Raw genomic sequence first — 19,486 nt, forward strand, 5'->3', positions numbered from 1 at the left:
AAATTCTTTAATTTTAAGATAAGTGTTGTTAAATATAACTTAATAAATAATAAACATTAATTATTATTTATTAATATAATCTAATATTTAATAATATTTTTAAAAGAGTTAAAATCAGTATTTTGGCAAACTTTTTGTTGTAAAAGAGTTAAAAATTTGGCTCGTGAAATGTTTTTAGCACCCATAAATTCAAGATGGGGATTATAAACTTGACAATCAATAATAAAATCATAAGGTTTTAAAAATTCACAAAGTTTAATGAGTGCGATTTTGGAAACATTGGGTTTTAAGCTTACCATGCTTTCACCGAAAAATACTTTGCCTATTATTAAACCATAAATTCCACCTATTAACTCATTTTCATCATAAATTTCAAGGCTGTGAGCGATATTTTTTTCAAAAAGTTCGGTATAGATTTGGATAAAATCTTCATTAATCCAAGTTTTTTCTCGGTTTTTTCCACAAAGTTTTATCAAGGAATTAAAATTTGTATCAAGTTTTATAGTGTAGCGATTTAAAAATCTTTTCATGCTTTTTTGTATATAAATTTCATTGGGAAATAAAACACAACGCGGATCGGGGCACCACCAAGTAATGGGTTTGCTCGTCCATGGAAAAAGCCCAAAAGTATAAGCTTTAACCAAAAAATCAAGTTCAAATTTTTGACTTAAAAAAACCGGAGCATTTTTAGGTGCATTTAAGAGTTCAGTATATAAATTCGATGGTTTCATTTTTGCTAAGTTTTAATTTAATTAATCCGCCATTTTTTAATTTGCCAAATAAAATTTCATCACTTAATTTTTCGCCAATTTCTTCAGAAATAACGCGTTTTAAAAGTCTTACGCCAAATTCTTTTTTATAAGCTTTTTGAGCTAGGTAGCTTTTGACTTTTTCATCGGCTTTGATTTGAATATTTTTAAGATTAGTGCAAAGCTCATCAAGCTCTTTTTGGACAATTTTGCTTAAATCTGTGTTATTTAAATCTTTAAAATGCAAAATTTTATCAATACGGTTGATAAATTCGGGAGCAAAAAATTCTTTAATGGCACGATTATTTTTTTCTTCATTTTTGCTTAAAAAGCCCAGCTCATTGTTTTCTTTTAAGCCTAAATTTGAAGTCATGATGATAATGGTATTTCTAAAATCAGCCTTTAAGCCTGTATTATCACTCAAACTTGCATTATCAAAAATCTGTAAAAAAGTGTTACTTAAGTCAGGATGAGCTTTTTCTATCTCATCGAAAAGCACTAAAGAAAAAGGATTTTTGCGTATAGCATTGCTTAAAAGTCCACCATCCTCATAACCCACATAACCTGCTGGAGTACCAATTAACTTGCTTATAGCGTGTTTTTCAGCATATTCGCTCATATCAAAGCGTTCTAAATTTAAGCCCAAAGCTTGTGCTAAAGCTTTACAAAGCTCTGTTTTTCCTACTCCGCTAGAACCAGTAAATAAAAATACTCCTTTTGGAGAATGGGAATTTTTTAACCCCGCATAACTTTGCTTTAAACTTTTACAAAGCGAATTTATCACTTCATCTTGTCCAAAAATTTGTTTTTTGAGTGTTTTTTCTAAATTTTGCAAGCATTTTGTGAAATCAAGTTCAAAAATTTTGTGAGATCTTGTCATTTTGTTTAAAATTTGTTCTAGATCTTTAAGATTTGCTTTTTTATTTTTTTCTTGTTTTAAAGCAAATGAAGCACCAAGCTCATCAAGCAAGTCCAAAGCAGAATCAGGCAAAAATTTATCATTAAAATACTTTTTGCCGAGCTCTACGCTCGCTTCAATTACCTCTTGGCTGTATTTAATGTGATGAAAATTTTCATATTGTTTTTGTAAGCCTTTTATGATAAGCAAACACTCTTCCTTGCTAGGCTCGTCAATATCGATTTTTGCAAAACGGCGACTTAAGGCTTTGTTTTTATCAAAGGTGTTTTTATACTCGATAAAAGTGCTTGCTCCTATACATTTTAACGAACCATTACTAAGTGCTGGTTTTAAAAGATTTGACATATCGCTGTGGTTTTCATTGCTACTTCCAGCACCTACTATGGTGTGAATTTCATCGATAAATAAAATCGCATTTGGAATTTTTTCAAGCTCTTTGAGTATATCTTTAAGCCTTTTTTCAAAATCTCCGCGGTATTTTGTTCCTCCTAATAAACCCGCTAAATCTAGGGCATAAATTTGTGCATTTTGCAAATGCTCTGGGACTTGTTTTTGTGTGATTGCTAAGGCCAAGCCTTCTACAATGGCTGTTTTTCCAACTCCTGCTTCGCCTACTAAGATAGGATTGTTTTTCTTGCGTCTTGATAAAATTTGCATGATTCTTTCAAGTTCAAATTTTCTTCCTATTAAAGGATCGATTTTGCCTTTTTGAGCTAGGGTGTTTAAATTTTGTGTGTATGAATTTAGATTTTCAAATTCATTTTGAGATTTTAATTCTGCAAGTTTGTCGTATGAAAATTGATATTTTTTAAGCAAAACTTGCGCGTAAGTTCTTTCTTCATTGCAAAGTTTTTGTAAAAATTCTAAAACAATAAAATTGTCTAAAGAATTTAAAATTTCATCTAAAACAACTGAATATTCAGGGTTGATTTCTTGGCTTAAAAAGGTATTGTTTTTAGAAATGTGAATTTTTAAATCATTTTCTAAAAATTTAATTTCTGTTTGAGCGATTTTTTCAAAAAGATTTTTAAAATCTGTGCTTAGTCTTGTTAATACAAAAAGTATATGTTCACAAGTGATAAATTCGTGATGGTTTGCCTTGCAAAGTTCGTAGGCATTTTTTAAAAAAATTTCTAAATTCTCTTCGTATTTCATACAGGTTCTATCCTTGTTTGAAGTGGAAAATTTGCTAACATAGCTGCATTTTTAACTTGTTTTTGTTTTGAAAGGGCAATTTCCTCAGTAAAAATCCCACAAACTCCGCTACCATTGTGGTGAATTTCTAGCATAATTTGTTGGGCTTTTTCGAGATTAAAATGAAAAATTTTCATTAAAATTTCTATAACAAAATCCATAGTCGTAACATCATCGTTTAACAATAAAACCTTAAACATTTTAGGTTGTTCGAGTTTTGTTTTTTCAAGAATTTGACTTTGTGGCATTTATTTTTCCATAATACGATTTAAATCTTCTTGTATGGTAGATGTTGGTACTTTTCCTATATAAAAGAGTGATTTTACACCAGCCTCCCAATAATTTGTCAATTCTTGATAAATACCATTTTTAATTACAACTTTAAAAGGCAATTGCTCCATACTTTGATAATTAATATCTTTTAAAATTTGAGCTATAATGCGATCGTTTTGCTTAGAATTGCTTAAAAAATAATAAGCTCCGTATTTATCCGCAAATTCTTTGACGGTTTTATCTTCAACGCTTTCAAAATGACTTAGACCTATTAAAATGAGTTTTTGTGAATTTTCTTGTTGTAAGCGACTTAGATGCAAAGCTTCTTCTTTACAAGGCGCGCAGAAAGTGCCAAAAAAATCAAACATTAAAATTTTATCCTCTTCGCCCTTAATGGCAAAGCCATTTTTTGTTCTCACTAGGGTTAATTCCCCACCGTTAATATTTTTTAAAATAAGGCTTTCATTGGGCTTAAATTCTGCAAATAATAGCTCATTTTTAACCTCTTCATTGCTACAAGCATAAAAAAAGCTTAGTAGAACAAAAAATAAAACAAAATGTAAAGTTTTTTTCATGATTTTTCCTTAGATGTAGTTTTTTATCGCCGCTCTTGCTTCTAAATCGGCTTGTTTTTTCTTTAGGGTTTCGCGTTTGTCATGTAAATTTTTACCCTTTGCTAAGGCTAGAGTGGCTTTAACTTTATTTTTGGCATTAAAATACAAATCTAAAATCACCAAAGTGTATCCTTCAATGCTTACTTTTCCTAAAAGTTTATCGATTTGTTTTCTATGCATTAAAAGCTTTCTAGCACCTCTTTCATCGTGTTTGTAATAAGAATGCGTTGTGTTAAGGTGCGAAATATGAGCGTTGAGTAAAAAAAGCTCTCCTTTAATGATGCGAACAAAAGAGTCTTTTAAATTCGCTCTTCCTGCGCGCAAAGCAACAACTTCGCTACCTTTTAATACCACGCCTGCTTCAAATTTTTCGATCACACTATAGTCAAATAAAGCCTTTTTATTTCTTGCAATGATTTTCATTGTTTTACCTTAAAAACGCTACTTCCACTTCCGCTTAAAAAATAATTTTGCGTTAAGAAAAATGACATTTTAGGATATAAAGATACACAAGGGATAAATAAGTCATTTAAAGCGGTATTTTTATAGCTAAGTAATTCTTTAGTGCTTAATTTTTCATAAATTTGAGCTTGTTTTAAATTTTGATTTAAATCAAAAGAACTTAGATCAAATTCTTTATAAACAGCCTGTGTTTGACAAGCTATATCGGGAAAAGTCCATTCAAGTTCCACTAAATCATCTTCAAATTCTTGTACAATTTCCCCACAGCCGCCGACATTTGCACTTTTAAAATCACTAAGAAAAAAGGCAATATCACTACCTAGTGCGACACTCATTTGAATTAAATTTTCTTTAGAGAGTTTTAAATTCAGTGTTTCATTTATCATTTTTAAAAAAGTAGCACAATTTGAGCTTCCTCCGCCAAGTCCTGCACAAGTTGGGATATTTTTGATTAGTTTTAAACTTTTTTGACTAAAAAGCTCTTCTAATTCTTTTTGATAGCCTTTTTGACATAGTAGTTTAAAAGCTTTGGCAATGATATTGTCTTCACATTTAAAATCACTTAAAATTTCAAAACCATCACTTTGCTTTTCATTTACCAAAAAAAGCTCATCATATAAATTTTCCAAAAGTATAAAACGCGAGCTTAATAAATGATAATTTCTATCATCAAAACCTATGATTTTAAGAAATATGTTGGCTTTTGCGTAGCTTTTCATTGTTTGAGTTTTTTTCCTAGATTGCTGATTTTTGCATCATCGACATTAGCGATTGAGTGTAGATTTTCATCTTTGATTTGGTCAAGCAATTCTTTGCGTAAAACCATTAAAGACTTTGGCGCTTCTATGCCTATTTTAGTGTAACCTTTGCCAGTTTGGATAATTTTTATTTCTATGTTTTCGCCTATTTTAATGCTTTCATTTTCTTTTCTTGAGAGTATTAACATTTTTTTACCTTGTTTATAATGTATGCCACTTGTGCCTCTTTAATTTCTATGACCGAAAAAAAATCCTTATTTTGAATATAATAAATCCCTTCATTTTGCTTTGCCAAATCAGCCAAAACAAGCTTGCTTCCATTTTCTAATTTACTTATATCTTTTAAGGTATTTTCTTCTAAATTTAGGTATTCTAGCACATTTAAACTTTTTTCATTATTATAGATAAATTCTCCTTCTTTTATCCGCTCTAAAGCACTTAAGGTTGCATTTATACCTAATTTGCTCGCAAAAAGTTCACAATAAGATCTAATATAAGCACCCTCGCTTACACTAAGTTCAAGACTTAAAAAAGGATGAGTATAGTGCAAAATTTTACAATCATAAATTTGCATGGTGCAAGGTTTTAGATTGACAAATTCGCCCCTTTTTGCAAAGTCATAGGCTCTTCTTCCATCTATTCTTTTAGCGCTAAATTGTGGTGGTGTGTATTTAATCTCGCCTAAAAGCTCTTGGGTAAGTTTTATGATTTCATCATCACAAAAAGCTTTTATGGGTGTGATGTTTTGAATGTTTTGAGTATCAAGGCTTAAAGAATGCACCCCTAGCCAAAGTGTTGCACGGTAAGTTTTTGGAGTTTTTTTAAGAAAACGAAAAAGTTTTGTGTATTGATTAAAAGCTATGATTAAAACGCCTTTTGCAAAAGGATCAAGAGTGCCTGAGAATCCAGCTTTTTTAACTTGGTATTTTTTTTTAATTTTGTTTAAAAAAGCGTTTGAGCTAAGTCCTGTGGGTTTATAAGCAACAAAAATTTTATTCATACGATTTTTTCTACAAAACTTGACATAATAGTGCGTTCAATCCCGCCAAAATTTATGCCGAGTTTTTCTTCATTTCCTACTTTGGATACATTAATAATGCGCCCTATACCAAAAATTTTATGCTTGATTAAATCCCCTTTTCTGAAATTTTTTTGATCTTGTTCAATGATGAGTTTTGCTTCTATAAGTCCTGTTTCTCCTAAAAATCTACTTTTGGCAAGCTTGCTACGACTGCCCTTGTAAAATCTTGAATTTGCATAGCTTAAATGCAAAGATTTTTTAGCTCTAGTAATGGCAACATAAGCAAGGCGTCTTTCTTCTTCAATATCACTTGTTTCACTGTTTAAAGGGAAAAATCCTTCTTCAAGTCCTATGATAAAAACATGATCAAATTCTAAACCTTTGCTTGCATGTACGCTCATAATATAAACACTTTCTCCTTCAAGTTCATCTTGATCACTAAGCAGTGAAATTTCGTTTAAGATATCATCTAGGCTTTCGTATTTTCCTTCTTTGATTTGATCCTTGAAATTTGCATAAAATTCATCGATATTCAAGATTCTTTCTTCACCATCGCTCATTTCTTTGTAAAATTCTTTGATTTTAAATCTTTGTTCGATTTGAGTAATGATTTGCCCTAAGTCTTGGCATTCTTTGATGGCTTTAATATTTTCAATGAAAAGTTCTAATTCATTATTGCATTTGGTGCTATACATCGAAGTGCCATAGGTATTGCACAGACCTTCAAATAAAGAAATTTTCTGACTTTGTGCGTATTTTTGCAGTTTTTCAAAACTACTATCACCAAAGCCTCTTTTAGGACGGTTAATAATGCGTTTGAAAGAATAATCATCATCTAAATTTGCCAAAAGTCTAAGATAAGAAATAATATCTTTAATTTCAGCTCTCTCATAAAATCTAACTCCACTTAAGAGCTTAAAAGGAATTTTTTCTTTCATCAAAGCTTCTTCTAATGCTCTTGAGAGTGCATTCACGCGAAATAAAATGGCAATCTCATTAGCTTTGATTTTATTTTTTAGTAATTCTTTGATGAGTTTTGCGATTTTAAAACTTTCACTTTTTTCATCTTCATTTTCTAAAATTTTTACCTCTTCACCCTTATCTTTGGTACAGATAAGCTTTTTGCCTAGTCTTTTTCGGTTGTGTTCGATTAAATTATTTGCGGCTTGAAGTATGGTATTTACGGAGCGGTAATTTTGCTCTAGTTTGACAAGCTTGACATTATTAAATTCATTTTGAAAATTTAAGATATTTTCGATTTTTGCACCCCGCCAGCCATAAATACTTTGATCATCATCACCTACAACCACGATATTTTCATGAGCATTGCAAAGATTTTTTAGAATTTTGTATTGTAAGGTGTTGGTGTCTTGATACTCATCAACGGTAATGTAATTATAAAGCTCGCTTTGCTCTTTTGCGAAATTTTGATCACTTTCTAAAATGGTATTTGTAAGCCACAAAAGATCATCAAAATCTACAAAATTGTTTTGTAAAAGATAGTTTTGGTAATTTTGATAAATTTTGGCTATTTTTTCTAATTTGGCGAATTTTTCTTTGTCTTTTTGAAAAAAATCTAAATCTTCAAAAACATCTTCAACGCTTTTAGAATGATTTTTAAAGTGTGAAATTTGAGCAGATATGTTTGAAAAATTGCTTTTGTCATCATTGATTAAATCTTTTAGAATTTTCTTTTTATCTTCTGTGTCGATGATGAGAAAATTATTTTTGCGTTGCAGTTTTTCAATGTGCAACCTTAAAAACAAAAGTCCAAATTTATGGAAAGTGCAAAGTAAAGGATTTTGCTCGTGAGTATTTTTCATCATATTTAAGGCCCGATTTCTCATTACATTCGCAGCTTTGTTGGTAAAAGTTAGGGTTAGGGTATTGCTTGGTGCAATGCCCACTTCATCAATTAAATAAGCAAGGCGAGTGGTGATGGTTTTGGTTTTTCCACTTCCTGCTCCTGCTAATATAAGCATAGCACCATCTACATGTTTAACAGCTTCTTCTTGGCTTGGATTTAGATTTTCAAAAAGTTTCATTTTTTAAATTTTTCTTTGTTTTTAGGATTGTTTAAAAAAATATTTTTTGAATTTTGAGCCAAAGCTTGTGTGTCTTTTTTGCGTGTGTAAAAACTAAAATTGATGAAAATAACTGCATCATTAACAATGATTTGTGTGATAGCACCTAAATCTACATTGACAAAAGTAGCAAAATCATCAGGTCCAAAACCTGCGTGAAAACAAATACTTTTTTCGTTCAATACAATAGAATCAAAAGTATAACCTCCTAAAACAAAACGCGTAAAAGGTTCTTTGCTAAGATCAAGATGGGAAGGCAAGGCTGGATCAAAATCAACAAATTTTGGATTAACAACTATAGAAAATTCTGTATTTTCTTTAGTCAAAAAGTGTAAAATTTCATAACAATTTTTTTGCATTAGTTTAATAAAATCAGCATTAGCTAAGGTTTTTTCTATCATCTAAGCTCCATAAATTCATTGATAAGTTTTTCAATTTCTCTCGTTCCAATTTGCCAAAAATTTTCATCTTCTATATCAAAATCAAACATTGAAATAAGATCTTTTGGACTCAAGCTTCCACCAAGTGAGAGCATTTTAATGTAAAGTTCTTTGAAATTTTCACATTTTTTGCTTTTATAAAGCCCATAAAGTGCCAAAACTAAAAGTTGCGCATATGCATAAGCGTAGCAATAAAATGGGCTATGGATAAAGTGTGGTATATAGCTCCACCAAAGGGTGTAGTTTTTACTTAGTATCACGCTATCTTCAAACATTTTTTTAGATTCTTCTAACCAAATTTCATTAATCTCTTTAGTGCTAAGCTCTTCTTTTTTGGCATGAATTTTGCGTTCAAAACAAGTGAAATTAATTTGTCTGAATAAAGTTGCAAAAATGTCTTCGATTTTAGCAGCATAAAGTGCTATAAGTTCTTCTTTGTTTAATTTATCTTTAATGAAATCAAACACTAGCATTTCAGCAAAAACAGAGGCAGTTTCTGCTGTAGTTAGTGGGGTATCTTGATTTAAAAAACTAACTTGATAAGAAAGTTTTTGATGTATAGTGTGCCCTAGTTCATGGGCTAAGGTAAAAAGATCGCGTCTACCTCCGGTGAAATTTAATAAAATAAAAGGATGAACATCGGGAGTAGCAGAATGCGAAAAAGCTCCGCTTTGTTTTTTATCTTGCGGATAAACATCAATCCACCCTTTTTCAAAAGCTTCTTTGGCAATATCTCCAAAAATAGGAGAAAAATTATAAAACGCATCTAAAATGATTTGCTTACTTTCTTCAAAGCTAAATTTTGCTTCTTTGCCAATAGGTGCATAACGATCGTAATCTTTGAGTTTGTTAAAGCCTAAAATTTGTTTTTTTCTCTTATAAAATTTAGAAACTAAATGAAAATTCTTTTGAGTGGTATCAATAAGCGAATCAACGCTTTTTTGAGAAATTTGATTTCTTAAATGTCTTGGCGTCTCGGCATTTTCATAGCCTCGTAGTTTGCAAATATTGCTAAGTTCTGTTTTAATCATATTAAGTATAAAAGTTAATAACTTAGAGTTTTTATTTAAGGCTTTAGTGAACTCTTTGGCGGCTTTTTTGCGAATTTTTCTATCTTGGCTATAGAGTTTACTTAAAATTTCTTCTTCGCTAAGATTTTGATTTTCAAAAGGAATTTTTAACGCACTCATGCTCTCATCAAAAAGCCTTGCAAAAGCAGCAGCTCCAGTGCTAGAAAGATAAAGCATTATGCGTTCTTCTTTTTGACTTAAATTATATTTTTTATTTTTAAATAAATTTTTTAAATAAAAACTATAATCTTGGCAAAAATCGATAAGTTCTTGTATTTTTTCTTCTCTTAATTCACAAAATTCAAGCTCAAAAAAGAGTAAATTCTCTTCTATTTTTTTACATTCTTCTTCGTATTTTGCATAAAAAGCACCCTTGCTTGTATCCTTAGCAAAAGTTAAATATGTATAAGTCATAATTTTAGTTATGGCTAAATTTAAATTTTCGTATTTTTTTAAAGCAACCAAAAACTGATCATTTTGTAAGGCATTGAGTTGCTTTTCGTAATTTTGTTTAAAGTTAATAGCATTTTGAATATGAAGTGCTAAATATTCCTCTAAGACCGTTTCGTTTTCAAATAAAACTTTTAAATTCCATTCTTTCATAATTTACTCATTTTCTAAAATTAATTTTTTTAAAGCAGCCATTCTAACCGCTACTCCATTTTTAACCTGAGTTAAAACTTTACACCTTTTATCTTGCATAACCTCATCGCTAATATCTATATTTCGGTGCACTGGACCTGGGTGCAATATGATAAGATTTTTATCTTTAATTAAATCTTTGCTAATGCAAAAATCATTCGCGTAATCTTTTAAAGAGCTATATACTTGAGTTTGATGTCTTTCAGTTTGCGTTCTTAGACTCATAATAATATCTGCATCTTCAATAGCATCTTTAAGTTGGTGGAATTGTTTTATAGGATAATTTGGCATAAAATGCGGAGGTGCAACCAAAGAAATTTCAATGCCAAAACGCGGAAGCAATTCCATATTTGAAGCAGCAACGCGCGAATTTTTAACATCTCCTACTATAATAAGTTTTTTGCCTTTTACATCTTCACCAAAATGCTGCATTATGGTAAAAAGATCAAGTAAGGCTTGAGTAGGATGGGCGTGTTTACCATCTCCGCCATTTAAAACAGGACAATTAACATGGGTAGCCAAACTGTGAGGAACGCCTGAGTGATGATGTCTTACCACAATAGCACTTGGACCCATGGCGTCTAAATTTGCTGCTGTATCATAAAGTGTTTCACCTTTACTGGAGCTACTTCTTGAAACATCTAATCTTAAAACCTTAGCACCAAGCCTTCTAGCAGCACTTTCAAAAGAAGAAAGAGTGCGAGTTGAATTTTCAAAAAATATAGTTGTAATGCTTTTTCCTTCTAGTAAGGTTCTTGGTTTTTCATCTAAAAATTCTTTTGCATCTTTAAATAGCTTTAAAACTTCTTCATTGCTTAGATCTTTTGTTGTGATTAAATGTCTCATTTTTTTCCTTTATTTGAGATTATAGTTTAACTCATTTTTAGAACAAATCGCAGTAAATAATACATCAGTTGAGCTATTTAAAGCAGTTTCTGTGCTATCTTGAATCACGCCTATAATAAAACCTACCGCAACCACTTGCATAGCTATATCATAATCTATATTAAACAAAGAACAAGCCAAAGGGATAAGCAAAAGTGATCCGCCAGCCACTCCGCTTGCACCACAAGCTGCGAAAGTTGCGATGATACTAAGTAAAATAGCTTGAAAAAGTCCCACTTCAATACCAACAGTATGAGCTGCACTAAGACTTAAAATGGCTATGGTTACGGCAGCTCCTGCCATATTGATCGTAGCGCCTAGTGGGATTGAAATACTATAAAGATCTTTATCAATGCCAAGTTTTGCGCAAAGTGACATATTTACAGGGATATTGGCTGCCGAACTTCTTGTAAAAAATGCAAAAACAGCACTGTGCCTGATGCAAATAAAAATTAAAGGAAAAGGATTTTTTTTCGTGTAAATAAAAACAATTAAAGCATTAATCACAAAGGCCACAAATAGCATAGTAAAAACTAAAATTATAAGTAATTTTAAATAACTCAAAAGCCCATCAGAACCTGTTTGTGCGACTGAATTTGCCACAAGTCCAAAAATTCCAAAAGGAGCAAGTTTAACTATAAATTTAACAATTTTTAAAACCCCTTCATTGATATCAATAAAAATTTGCTTCGCTTCGATAGAACAATGTCTTAAGGCAATTCCAGCACCTATTGCCCAAGCTAAAATTCCTATATAATTTCCACTTGAAAGCGCGTTGATGGGATTATCTACAATCTTAAATAATAAATCCTTAAACACATCACTAATGTGAGCAGGAGAAGCATTGCTTGCTTTTTGAACTCCATTTAAAATAAGTTCTATAGGAAAAATAAAGCTTACTATTACCGCGCTTGCTGATGCTAAAAAAGTGCCTATTATGTATAAAAAGACTATATTTTTCATTTTTGCACTATTTTGAGTGAATTCTTTGGTGCAAATTGAAGTTAAAATTAAAATAAAAACTAAGATCGGAGCTATGGCTTTGAGTGCGCCTGTGAAAAGATTACCAAAAATGCTAACAAATTCGATTAAATTTTGCGAGCTTTGCATTGAAAAAGAAGCTAAATATTTTGAAAAAAGCCCCACTAAAATTCCTAATACAATACCAATGCTAATTTGTAAGATTAAATTTCCGTTTTTGTATTTTTCTACAAGTTTAAAAAACATTTTAAGCCTTAAAATGAAAATTTTGCAAGTATTGATTTTAGCAGAATTTTTTTTATATTTATTTTAAATATTTTATATATAATGCAAAGTTCATTTTTTATGAAAGGACTTTTTATGTATCTATTCACTTCAGAAGTCGTAAGCGCAGGTCATCCAGACAAATGTGCTGATATAATCGCTGATACAATAGTGGATATACTCTTGAAAAATGACAAAAATTCAAGGGTGGCGAGTGAGGTTTTTGTCGCAGGAAATAAGGTTGTGATAGGGGGCGAAGTTAAGTCAAATCACAAACTTAGCAAACTTGATTACGATAATTTAGTTAAAGATGTTTTGAAAAACATTGGCTATACAGGAAGTGGGCATTTTAGTAAAGAGCAGTGCTTGCATCCTGATGAGGTTGATGTTATGGTGTTTTTAAATGAACAAAGCGCTGATATTAATCAAGGCGTGGATCAAGAAGATGGCGAAACAGGAGCAGGTGATCAAGGTATTATGTTTGGTTTTGCAAGTTGTGAGGCTAATGAGTATATGCCAGCAGCTATTTCTTATGCAAGAATGCTTTGTGATAAGGTTTATGCTTATGCAAAGGCTAATCCGCATGAGCTTGGTGTGGATATTAAAACTCAAGTAACGATTGATTATGGAACAAAAGCAAATTTTGAAAATTGCAAACCGCAAAGTATCCATACTATAGTCGTTTCTGCACCTTGTGTTGAAAGCATGAAAATAGAAGATTTAAGAACTTTAATTAATAAACTTATTTTAGAAACAAATTTACCAAAAGAACTTTTTGATCCAGCTAAAACAAGAATTTTAATCAATCCAACTGGAAAATATGTCAACCACTCTTCTTTACATGATAGTGGATTAACCGGAAGAAAACTCATAGTAGATAGTTTTGGGGGATATTCTCCAATAGGCGGTGGTGCGCAATCGAGTAAAGATTATACAAAAGTTGATAGAAGTGGGCTTTATGCAGGTAGATGGTTAGCTAAGAATATCGTCGCAGCGGGACTTGCTAAAAAATGTATAGTTCAGCTTAGCTATGCTATAGGTGTTGCAAAACCAACTTCTGTAAGTGTAGATTGTATGGGGACAAATACAAGTGCAAATGATGATGTTTTGAGTGAATTTGTAATGAAAAATTTCCCTTTAACCCCAAATTGGATTCGCGATAAATTTGCTCTTGATAAGCCAAGTGAGGATACTTTTTTATATGCTGATGTTGCAGCACGCGGTCAAGTAGGACAAAAAGACTATCCTTGGGAAAAGCTTGATGCGATAGAGCAATTTAAAACATTATTATAATTTTTTTGAGCCTTGAATTTTCAAGGCTTTTTTCTTCTAAAACTGCTTAAATAAAAACTCTAAAATACTTATTTTTTATAGCTTATTGAAATTGTAAAATATATCCACGATTTATAAGAAAGCTTTTAAAATCAAAGATAAAGCCAAAGATTTTTCTTGATAGGGGGATGATTAAAGACTCTAAAAAATGCAAGGGATATTAAAACCCTTGTTGATAAAAATAATTCTTAAGCCCTAATATCTATGCTTTTTGGTACAGAATTTAAAGAAAGAATTTTATTAAATTCCCCTGCGTCATCATCGCCAAATTTACTTTTAAAATTTTCGCCAAAAAGAATTTCTAGCTCATCGCTTGTGCCAAATTTAGTTTCTAGTAGCTTTTTTAAAAGCTCATTCATTTTATTATCATCTTTGTAAGTTTCGCTTGAACTTTGCGCTTGTATAGGTTTTCTCTTTTTTTGTGCTTCTTCAATTGCTTTTGTATCATCATTAGGCTTTCCAGTAGGATATTTATCATAATCTATACCTTTTGCCTTTTCTGCTTCTTTTAGTGATTTTACAAATTCATCGTGCCTTTGTTTAAAATCAAGATATTTAGTTTTAAATTCTTCTAAACTCATATTAGAGTTAATCATTTCTTGATATTCTTTATCTAAATTCATAGCTTGTATAGTCAAAGTACTATTTCCTATATCTTGACTTCTTTTTATAAAAAGTTTCATTGATAGTTTTTCACTAATAATATCCCAAATATCATCTCCCGAACCACTTTTAAAAGCAATTTGAATTTTATTAGCATTTATAAAATTGTGAAATTCTTTTAATTTTGCCTCATTTGTATTTCCGTCTATATTTATGAGTTTTCCAAGTAAATTCGTTTCACCTTTTACTAAAAAAGTTCCATACGAGGTTGAAAAAATTTGTATTATTAACAAAAGCCATTAAAACTCCGCCTTTATCTACACTACCATCTAAATTTTTATACACATTTTTATCAATAAAAGCGACACTATCATTATAAAAAATACTACCAGCATCAATCGGCATAAGTTTAACACCGATGCCAATTCCAAGATTTTTCATAGTATTAAAGGTCAAACTACCTTTATGATTAATCGTGAGAAAATTTTTGCTGTATTCTTCAAAAGTATAGGTTTTGTTTATATTTAAATTTTTATCCACAGTAAAAGCATAAGGGATATTTGCTAAATCTTGTGCAGAAAAGCTAGAATTTGAATTTTGTGGAACAAGTTGTGAAAAAACTTTATAAGTATTTTAAATGTTTGTGCTATATCAATTTTGCTATACATAGCCAAAAACTGCTCTTCACTCTCTTGAAATTTCACAAAACTTTCTACACTTTTAGGATAATCTTATAATCTTTAGGTAATCCTGCAACTTCATTAAAATCACTTGTAAAAAAACCATCTTTATCTACGCCATAGCCTAGTATTTTGCTTACTGCTTGCGGTTTATCACTAACAAGGTTTGAGTATCATTTGCAACATTAGATGATTTTGTATTTGGAGTATTATTGGTTAAAGTGGTTGTGTAATTATAATTTGAATAAGAATTGATACCATTAATCATTTTTGCCACCTTGTAAAAATAAGATTTACAAGATAAATCGGCAAAAATGATTTTTTCCTAACTAAAATTTCAATTAATGAGAAAATTTATCGACAATGCGCTCAGCCATAATCATTTTGTAGCGGTATTAATTTTCATCTTACTTGTTAAAATAATTTTTAATTTTTTGCACAAATATTTCTTTAGGTTTTATAATGTCACTTTCTTTTCCATTAGTGGCGTGATACACGGTTACACCATATTTACTTGCGTAAAATTGTATGAGTAATTTTTGCAATTTATACTCACTTGAGTAATTAAACCAAGCATTGTTTGAAATGGCTATGATGATTTTTGAATTTTTATAAAGCACTTCTTTGGTTGCTTCATAACAAATCGCATTTGTTATGTTTTGGTTGTTTAAGGTGTATTGGTTAAATTCATTTCCTCTTTGAAATTCTTCTATATTTGGTAAAAAATAAGTTTGTACCAAGTCTTTGAAAAAAGGAATTTCTTCTCCAAAGGGCACAAGATAGTATTTGTTTAGAATTTTTACTTCGCCTTTGTCAAAAATATAAGTGCTATTGTAGGTTTTATCTTCTTGTATGTTAAAGGCTCCAACGACAATAGTAATGTCCCTTGAAAGCTCTTTTAAGGTATCAAAATAAAGACCATTATAAGCGTATTTTATATCAAAAGCAAAGGAAGTTTCAGGCAAAACAACCAAGTCTTTTTTCTTAATGATAGCATCTTTAACCCAAGCTAAAATTTGCTCTGAATTTTGTAAAAAGTATTGGCTTTGTGTTTTTTGATCTTGAGAAATATTTGTGTTTATAAGTTCATAATTTAAATTTAATTGCTCTGCTTGTTTTTGCGAGTATTGTAAAGATGAAAAAAAGATAATGGCAATAATGGCTAATTTATAATATCTTGAAATGTATTTTTCATAGATAAAATAAGTGATTAAAAAAATTCCCACCGTGCCACGAAAACTTGCATCAAACACACCATAAACAGTGAAAATTCCCCAATTAAGCCAATCAAAGCCTAAAGGATGAATATAAGTAAGGGCAAAAATAGCACAAAGCCTTAAAAAATCATATTTAAAAAGATGACAAATTCTAAATAAAATCCCATAAATTAAGCCCATAAGCAAGATAATAAAAGGAATTAAATAAGATAAATCAAAATAAATAGAACTAAGCCCTACCCACCAAAACCAAAATATTCCAATAAAAAACCCTATCCAAAAATATTCTTTGGCACTAGATTTTAATAAAAGTATCAAGCCCCAAATTGCTAAAAATGGGCTGATAAATTCTAAAAATAAATTTTCAAAAAAAGAAAAATATATAGGATTTGAAAGTAAAATTGCTGCAAAAAAGACTTTTATTATTTTAAAAATGGTAGAATTAGGGTTTAATTTTTCTAATAAAAGGGAAGAAAATGGCAGAAAATTCAATTTTGACTTCATTGTTACCTCTTGTCGTATTATTTGCGATTTTTTATTTTTTGGTTATTAGACCTCAGCAAAAACAGGCTAAAAACCATAGATTGATGATTGATTCCTTGCAAAAAGGAGATAAAATCATCACAAATGGTGGGCTGATTTGTGAAGTGATAAAACCAGAAGAGGATTTTATCAAAGTTAAACTTAATGAAGAAAATGTTACCGCAAAAATTTCAAGAGAATTTGTAGCAAAGAAAATTGATGCGTAATTTTAAAATCACTTATCGCTTGATTATTTTTACAGCGGTGTTTGTTTTTGGGATCGTGTTTGCAATGCCTTCATTTATGCAATCACAAAGTGGTGCTAAGATTAATTTAGGGCTTGATTTGCAAGGCGGACTTTATATGCTTTTGGGTGTAGATAATGAAGAAGCAATAAAATCTAAAATCAAATCCATTGCTTCATCGCTAAATTATTCTATCGAAAAAGAAAATATCATTATTGATCGTTTTAGTGTGGATAATGATAGGATAGATTTTAGTTTACTTGATGAAAATGATGTAGAAAAAATGGATCTAATCTTAAAAGATATCAATGGCTTGGCTGTGAATTTTTCGAATTTGCATTATTCTATTTCTTTAACCCCAGAAGAGATTAAAGCTACGCAAGATTATGCTATTTTGCAAGCTGTTGAAACCATACGCAATAGACTTGATGAATTTGGATTGGCTGAACCAACAGTTGCAAAGCAAGGTGAAGATAAAATTTTAGTCGAACTAGCAGGGATTAAAACCAGAGAAGATGAACTAAGGGCTAAAGAAAGAATTACAAAGGCTGCGCATTTACAATTAATGGAAGTAGATGATGCGAGAATGAATCAAGTTTATAATATGAGCGAAGCTGATGCAGCGCAATATGGCGATGTGATTTTAAGTGATGCAAGAAATGAAAATATCAAATATATCGTTAAAAGCATACCCATACTTGATGGATCTACGCTTACGGATGCTAAAGTTGCCTTTTCGCAAAACAATACTCCTGTGATTAATTTTACTCTAAATTCAGAAGGGGCAAAAAAATTTGGTGATTATACAGAAAAAAGTGTTGGAAAGCGTTTGGCTATAGTGCTTGATAATAAAGTTTATTCCGCGCCTTCTATTAATGAGCGCATAGGTGGAGGAAGCGGACAAATCAGTGGAAGTTTCACAACTGAAGAAGCAAGAGATGTAGCCGTAGCTTTAAGAAGTGGGGCTTTACTTGCTCCTGTTAAACTTTTAGAACAAAGAAGCATAGGACCATCTTTGGGTGCAGATAGCATTAAAATGAGTATGATAGCACTCATTGGTGCATCAATAGCCATTGTTGTTTTTATGATGATGTATTATGGTATCGCAGGGGTTTTTGCTAATATAGCTTTATTTGTAAATGTTCTTGTGATTATAGCTGTAATGGCAATGTTTGGAGCAACCCTAACTTTACCAGGTATGGCAGGACTTGTTTTAACTGTAGGTATGGCAGTGGATGCTAATGTGATTATTAATGAGCGTATTCGCGAGCTTTTACGCGAAGGTGCAAGTATAAAGACCAGTATAGAACAAGGCTATAAAAATGCTATGACAGCCATTATTGATTCTAATGTAACTTCTTTGGTGACTTCGGTTGCGCTTTATGCTTATGGGACAGGACCAGTCAAAGGTTTTGCTGTGACTTTGGGGATTGGAATTTTGGTGTCTATGATTACTGCGATTTGGGGAACGCATGGAATGTTTGACTATTTTATGCGTAGCATTGAAAAAAGCAATAATACAAGACTTTGGTTTGGTTATAGGAGAGTTTGATGCAATTTTTTAGCCAGAAAAAAATTTATGATTTTATGAGAATGCGTTTTGCTGCGATCTCTCTTTCGGCATTTTTGGTTTTAGGATCGATTTATCTGCTTTTTGACAGAGGTTTGCAATATGGCATTGATTTTAGTGGAGGAACTTTAATCCAGTTAAAATACGACAAAGCTGCACCTATTAATGATATCAGAGAAATTTTAACTGGAGTGGGTGGCTTTGTGAATTTATCTGTGACGGAATTTGGCAGTGCTGATGAGGTAACCATTCGTTTTTCTGGAAGCAATGATAATCTTGGTACTGATATTGGCGAGAGTATATCTTCGCTTTTAAAGCAAACAGGGAATTTTGAAATTCGTCGTGCTGATGTTGTGGGTCCAAAAGTGGGTGATGAGCTTAGAAATAAAGGTTTAATGGCTATTGCAGTATCTTTGATTGCGATATTAATTTACATTGCTGTGCGTTTTGAATGGCGTTTTGCTATGGCGGCTATTATTACTGAAATTCACGATGTTATCATTACTTTGGGTGCTATTTCTTTATTTAGAATTGATGTGAATTTGGATACTCTAGCAGCAGTTTTAACGGTGCTTGGGTATTCTTTAAACGATACGATTATTATTTTTGATAGAATTCGTGATGGAATTAAGAGTAGCAAAAGCACTGAACTTCCTTCAATTATCAATGAAAGCGTTTCGGCAACTTTATCCAGAACTGTTTTAACTTCAGGTCTCACTTTAGCTACTGTCGTGATACTTTATTTCTTTGGTGGTTCTATGATAGAAGGCTTTTCTTTAGCTTTGATTGTGGGTATGGTAGCAGGGACTTTGAGTTCGATTTTTGTAGCAAGTCCTGCCTTGCTTTGGTTTAAATTCAGTGTTTTGGATTTTAGAAACAAAGAATTAGAAAAACTAAAACGAAAGCAAGATAAAGAAAAACTTAGATCTATGTACGAAAATGGTAGAGTTTAAGGAGAAAT

At 31.2% G+C, this 19,486-nt stretch carries 21 protein-coding genes; 4 read left to right on the forward strand and 17 right to left on the reverse strand.

Features of this window, described 5'->3' with window-relative positions; all coding sequences use genetic code 11:
- Positions 1 to 80: 80 nt before the first annotated feature.
- The 13 genes from aat to sstT are packed head-to-tail and all read right to left on the reverse strand — an operon-like array spanning position 81 to position 12,338.
- Entirely contained in the window at positions 81 to 731 is a 651-nt protein-coding gene (aat, locus tag AAH949_RS01670) for a leucyl/phenylalanyl-tRNA--protein transferase (RefSeq protein ID WP_348518784.1), read from the reverse strand.
- Entirely contained in the window at positions 706 to 2,823 is a 2,118-nt protein-coding gene (locus AAH949_RS01675; protein ID WP_348518785.1) for an AAA family ATPase, read from the reverse strand. Before AAH949_RS01675 ends, aat begins: the two co-directional genes overlap by 26 nt.
- Positions 2,820 to 3,110, reverse strand: coding sequence for an ATP-dependent Clp protease adaptor ClpS (locus AAH949_RS01680; RefSeq protein ID WP_134237646.1), 291 nt, complete (start codon positions 3,108 to 3,110; stop codon positions 2,820 to 2,822). Before AAH949_RS01680 ends, AAH949_RS01675 begins: the two co-directional genes overlap by 4 nt.
- Positions 3,111 to 3,710, reverse strand: a complete 600-nt coding sequence (locus tag AAH949_RS01685; RefSeq protein ID WP_134237647.1) for a redoxin domain-containing protein — start codon at positions 3,708 to 3,710, stop codon at positions 3,111 to 3,113.
- 9 nt (positions 3,711 to 3,719) lie between these two features.
- Positions 3,720 to 4,172 (reverse strand): SsrA-binding protein SmpB, encoded by a 453-nt coding sequence (smpB, locus tag AAH949_RS01690; protein ID WP_134237648.1) that lies wholly within the window; start codon positions 4,170 to 4,172, stop codon positions 3,720 to 3,722.
- Entirely contained in the window at positions 4,169 to 4,930 is a 762-nt protein-coding gene (locus AAH949_RS01695) for a 4-(cytidine 5'-diphospho)-2-C-methyl-D-erythritol kinase (RefSeq protein WP_134237649.1), read from the reverse strand. Before AAH949_RS01695 ends, smpB begins: the two co-directional genes overlap by 4 nt.
- A complete protein-coding gene (csrA, locus tag AAH949_RS01700) occupies positions 4,927 to 5,157 on the reverse strand; it encodes a carbon storage regulator CsrA (protein ID WP_134237650.1) in 231 nt (76 codons plus the stop codon). Before csrA ends, AAH949_RS01695 begins: the two co-directional genes overlap by 4 nt.
- A complete protein-coding gene (gene truB, locus AAH949_RS01705) occupies positions 5,151 to 5,969 on the reverse strand; it encodes a tRNA pseudouridine(55) synthase TruB (protein WP_348518786.1) in 819 nt (272 codons plus the stop codon). The genes csrA and truB overlap by 7 nt, the downstream gene beginning before the upstream one ends.
- Positions 5,966 to 8,035 carry a UvrD-helicase domain-containing protein gene (locus tag AAH949_RS01710; protein WP_134237652.1) on the reverse strand — a complete coding sequence of 690 codons (2,070 nt, stop codon included), beginning with the start codon at positions 8,033 to 8,035 and terminating at the stop codon, positions 5,966 to 5,968. The genes truB and AAH949_RS01710 overlap by 4 nt, the downstream gene beginning before the upstream one ends.
- Positions 8,032 to 8,475: a hypothetical protein gene (locus AAH949_RS01715; RefSeq protein ID WP_134237653.1), complete on the reverse strand. Its 444-nt coding sequence runs from the start codon at positions 8,473 to 8,475 to the stop codon at positions 8,032 to 8,034. Before AAH949_RS01715 ends, AAH949_RS01710 begins: the two co-directional genes overlap by 4 nt.
- Positions 8,472 to 10,187 carry a M3 family oligoendopeptidase gene (locus tag AAH949_RS01720; protein ID WP_348518787.1) on the reverse strand — a complete coding sequence of 572 codons (1,716 nt, stop codon included), beginning with the start codon at positions 10,185 to 10,187 and terminating at the stop codon, positions 8,472 to 8,474. Before AAH949_RS01720 ends, AAH949_RS01715 begins: the two co-directional genes overlap by 4 nt.
- A gap of 3 nt (positions 10,188 to 10,190) precedes the next feature.
- Positions 10,191 to 11,072, reverse strand: coding sequence for an aspartate carbamoyltransferase catalytic subunit (locus AAH949_RS01725; RefSeq protein ID WP_134237655.1), 882 nt, complete (start codon positions 11,070 to 11,072; stop codon positions 10,191 to 10,193).
- Positions 11,073 to 11,081: 9 nt separating this feature from the next.
- Complete coding sequence (sstT, locus tag AAH949_RS01730; protein ID WP_348518788.1) at positions 11,082 to 12,338, reverse strand: serine/threonine transporter SstT; 1,257 nt, start codon at positions 12,336 to 12,338, stop codon at positions 11,082 to 11,084.
- A gap of 114 nt (positions 12,339 to 12,452) precedes the next feature.
- Between sstT and metK the strand changes: the two genes are divergently transcribed.
- Complete coding sequence (gene metK, locus AAH949_RS01735; protein WP_348518789.1) at positions 12,453 to 13,649, forward strand: methionine adenosyltransferase; 1,197 nt, start codon at positions 12,453 to 12,455, stop codon at positions 13,647 to 13,649.
- A gap of 227 nt (positions 13,650 to 13,876) precedes the next feature.
- Here metK and AAH949_RS01740 read toward each other — a convergent pair whose 3' ends face one another.
- From AAH949_RS01740 to AAH949_RS01755, 4 genes are all read right to left on the reverse strand, one after another.
- The gene (locus AAH949_RS01740) at positions 13,877 to 14,584 is read right to left on the reverse strand and encodes a hypothetical protein (protein WP_348518790.1); all 708 of its coding nucleotides are present in this window, start codon (positions 14,582 to 14,584) and stop codon (positions 13,877 to 13,879) included.
- Entirely contained in the window at positions 14,529 to 14,831 is a 303-nt protein-coding gene (locus AAH949_RS01745) for a hypothetical protein (RefSeq protein ID WP_348518368.1), read from the reverse strand. Before AAH949_RS01745 ends, AAH949_RS01740 begins: the two co-directional genes overlap by 56 nt.
- A gap of 276 nt (positions 14,832 to 15,107) precedes the next feature.
- Positions 15,108 to 15,239: a hypothetical protein gene (locus AAH949_RS01750; protein ID WP_348518791.1), complete on the reverse strand. Its 132-nt coding sequence runs from the start codon at positions 15,237 to 15,239 to the stop codon at positions 15,108 to 15,110.
- A gap of 139 nt (positions 15,240 to 15,378) precedes the next feature.
- A complete protein-coding gene (locus tag AAH949_RS01755; RefSeq protein WP_348518792.1) occupies positions 15,379 to 16,692 on the reverse strand; it encodes an apolipoprotein N-acyltransferase in 1,314 nt (437 codons plus the stop codon).
- Between AAH949_RS01755 and yajC the strand changes: the two genes are divergently transcribed.
- From yajC to secF, 3 genes are read left to right on the forward strand one after another with little or no spacing between them, the layout of a single operon-like run.
- Positions 16,665 to 16,937: a preprotein translocase subunit YajC gene (yajC, locus tag AAH949_RS01760; protein ID WP_134237659.1), complete on the forward strand. Its 273-nt coding sequence runs from the start codon at positions 16,665 to 16,667 to the stop codon at positions 16,935 to 16,937. The two genes, AAH949_RS01755 and yajC, sit on opposite strands and share 28 nt — an antisense overlap.
- Entirely contained in the window at positions 16,930 to 18,507 is a 1,578-nt protein-coding gene (gene secD / locus AAH949_RS01765) for a protein translocase subunit SecD (RefSeq protein WP_348518793.1), read from the forward strand. Before yajC ends, secD begins: the two co-directional genes overlap by 8 nt.
- Positions 18,507 to 19,478, forward strand: coding sequence for a protein translocase subunit SecF (gene secF, locus AAH949_RS01770; protein WP_348518794.1), 972 nt, complete (start codon positions 18,507 to 18,509; stop codon positions 19,476 to 19,478). Before secD ends, secF begins: the two co-directional genes overlap by 1 nt.
- Positions 19,479 to 19,486: the final 8 nt, after the last annotated feature.

The sequence above is a fragment of the Campylobacter sp. CCS1377 genome (assembly GCF_040008265.1).
GTDB lineage: Bacteria > Campylobacterota > Campylobacteria > Campylobacterales > Campylobacteraceae > Campylobacter_D.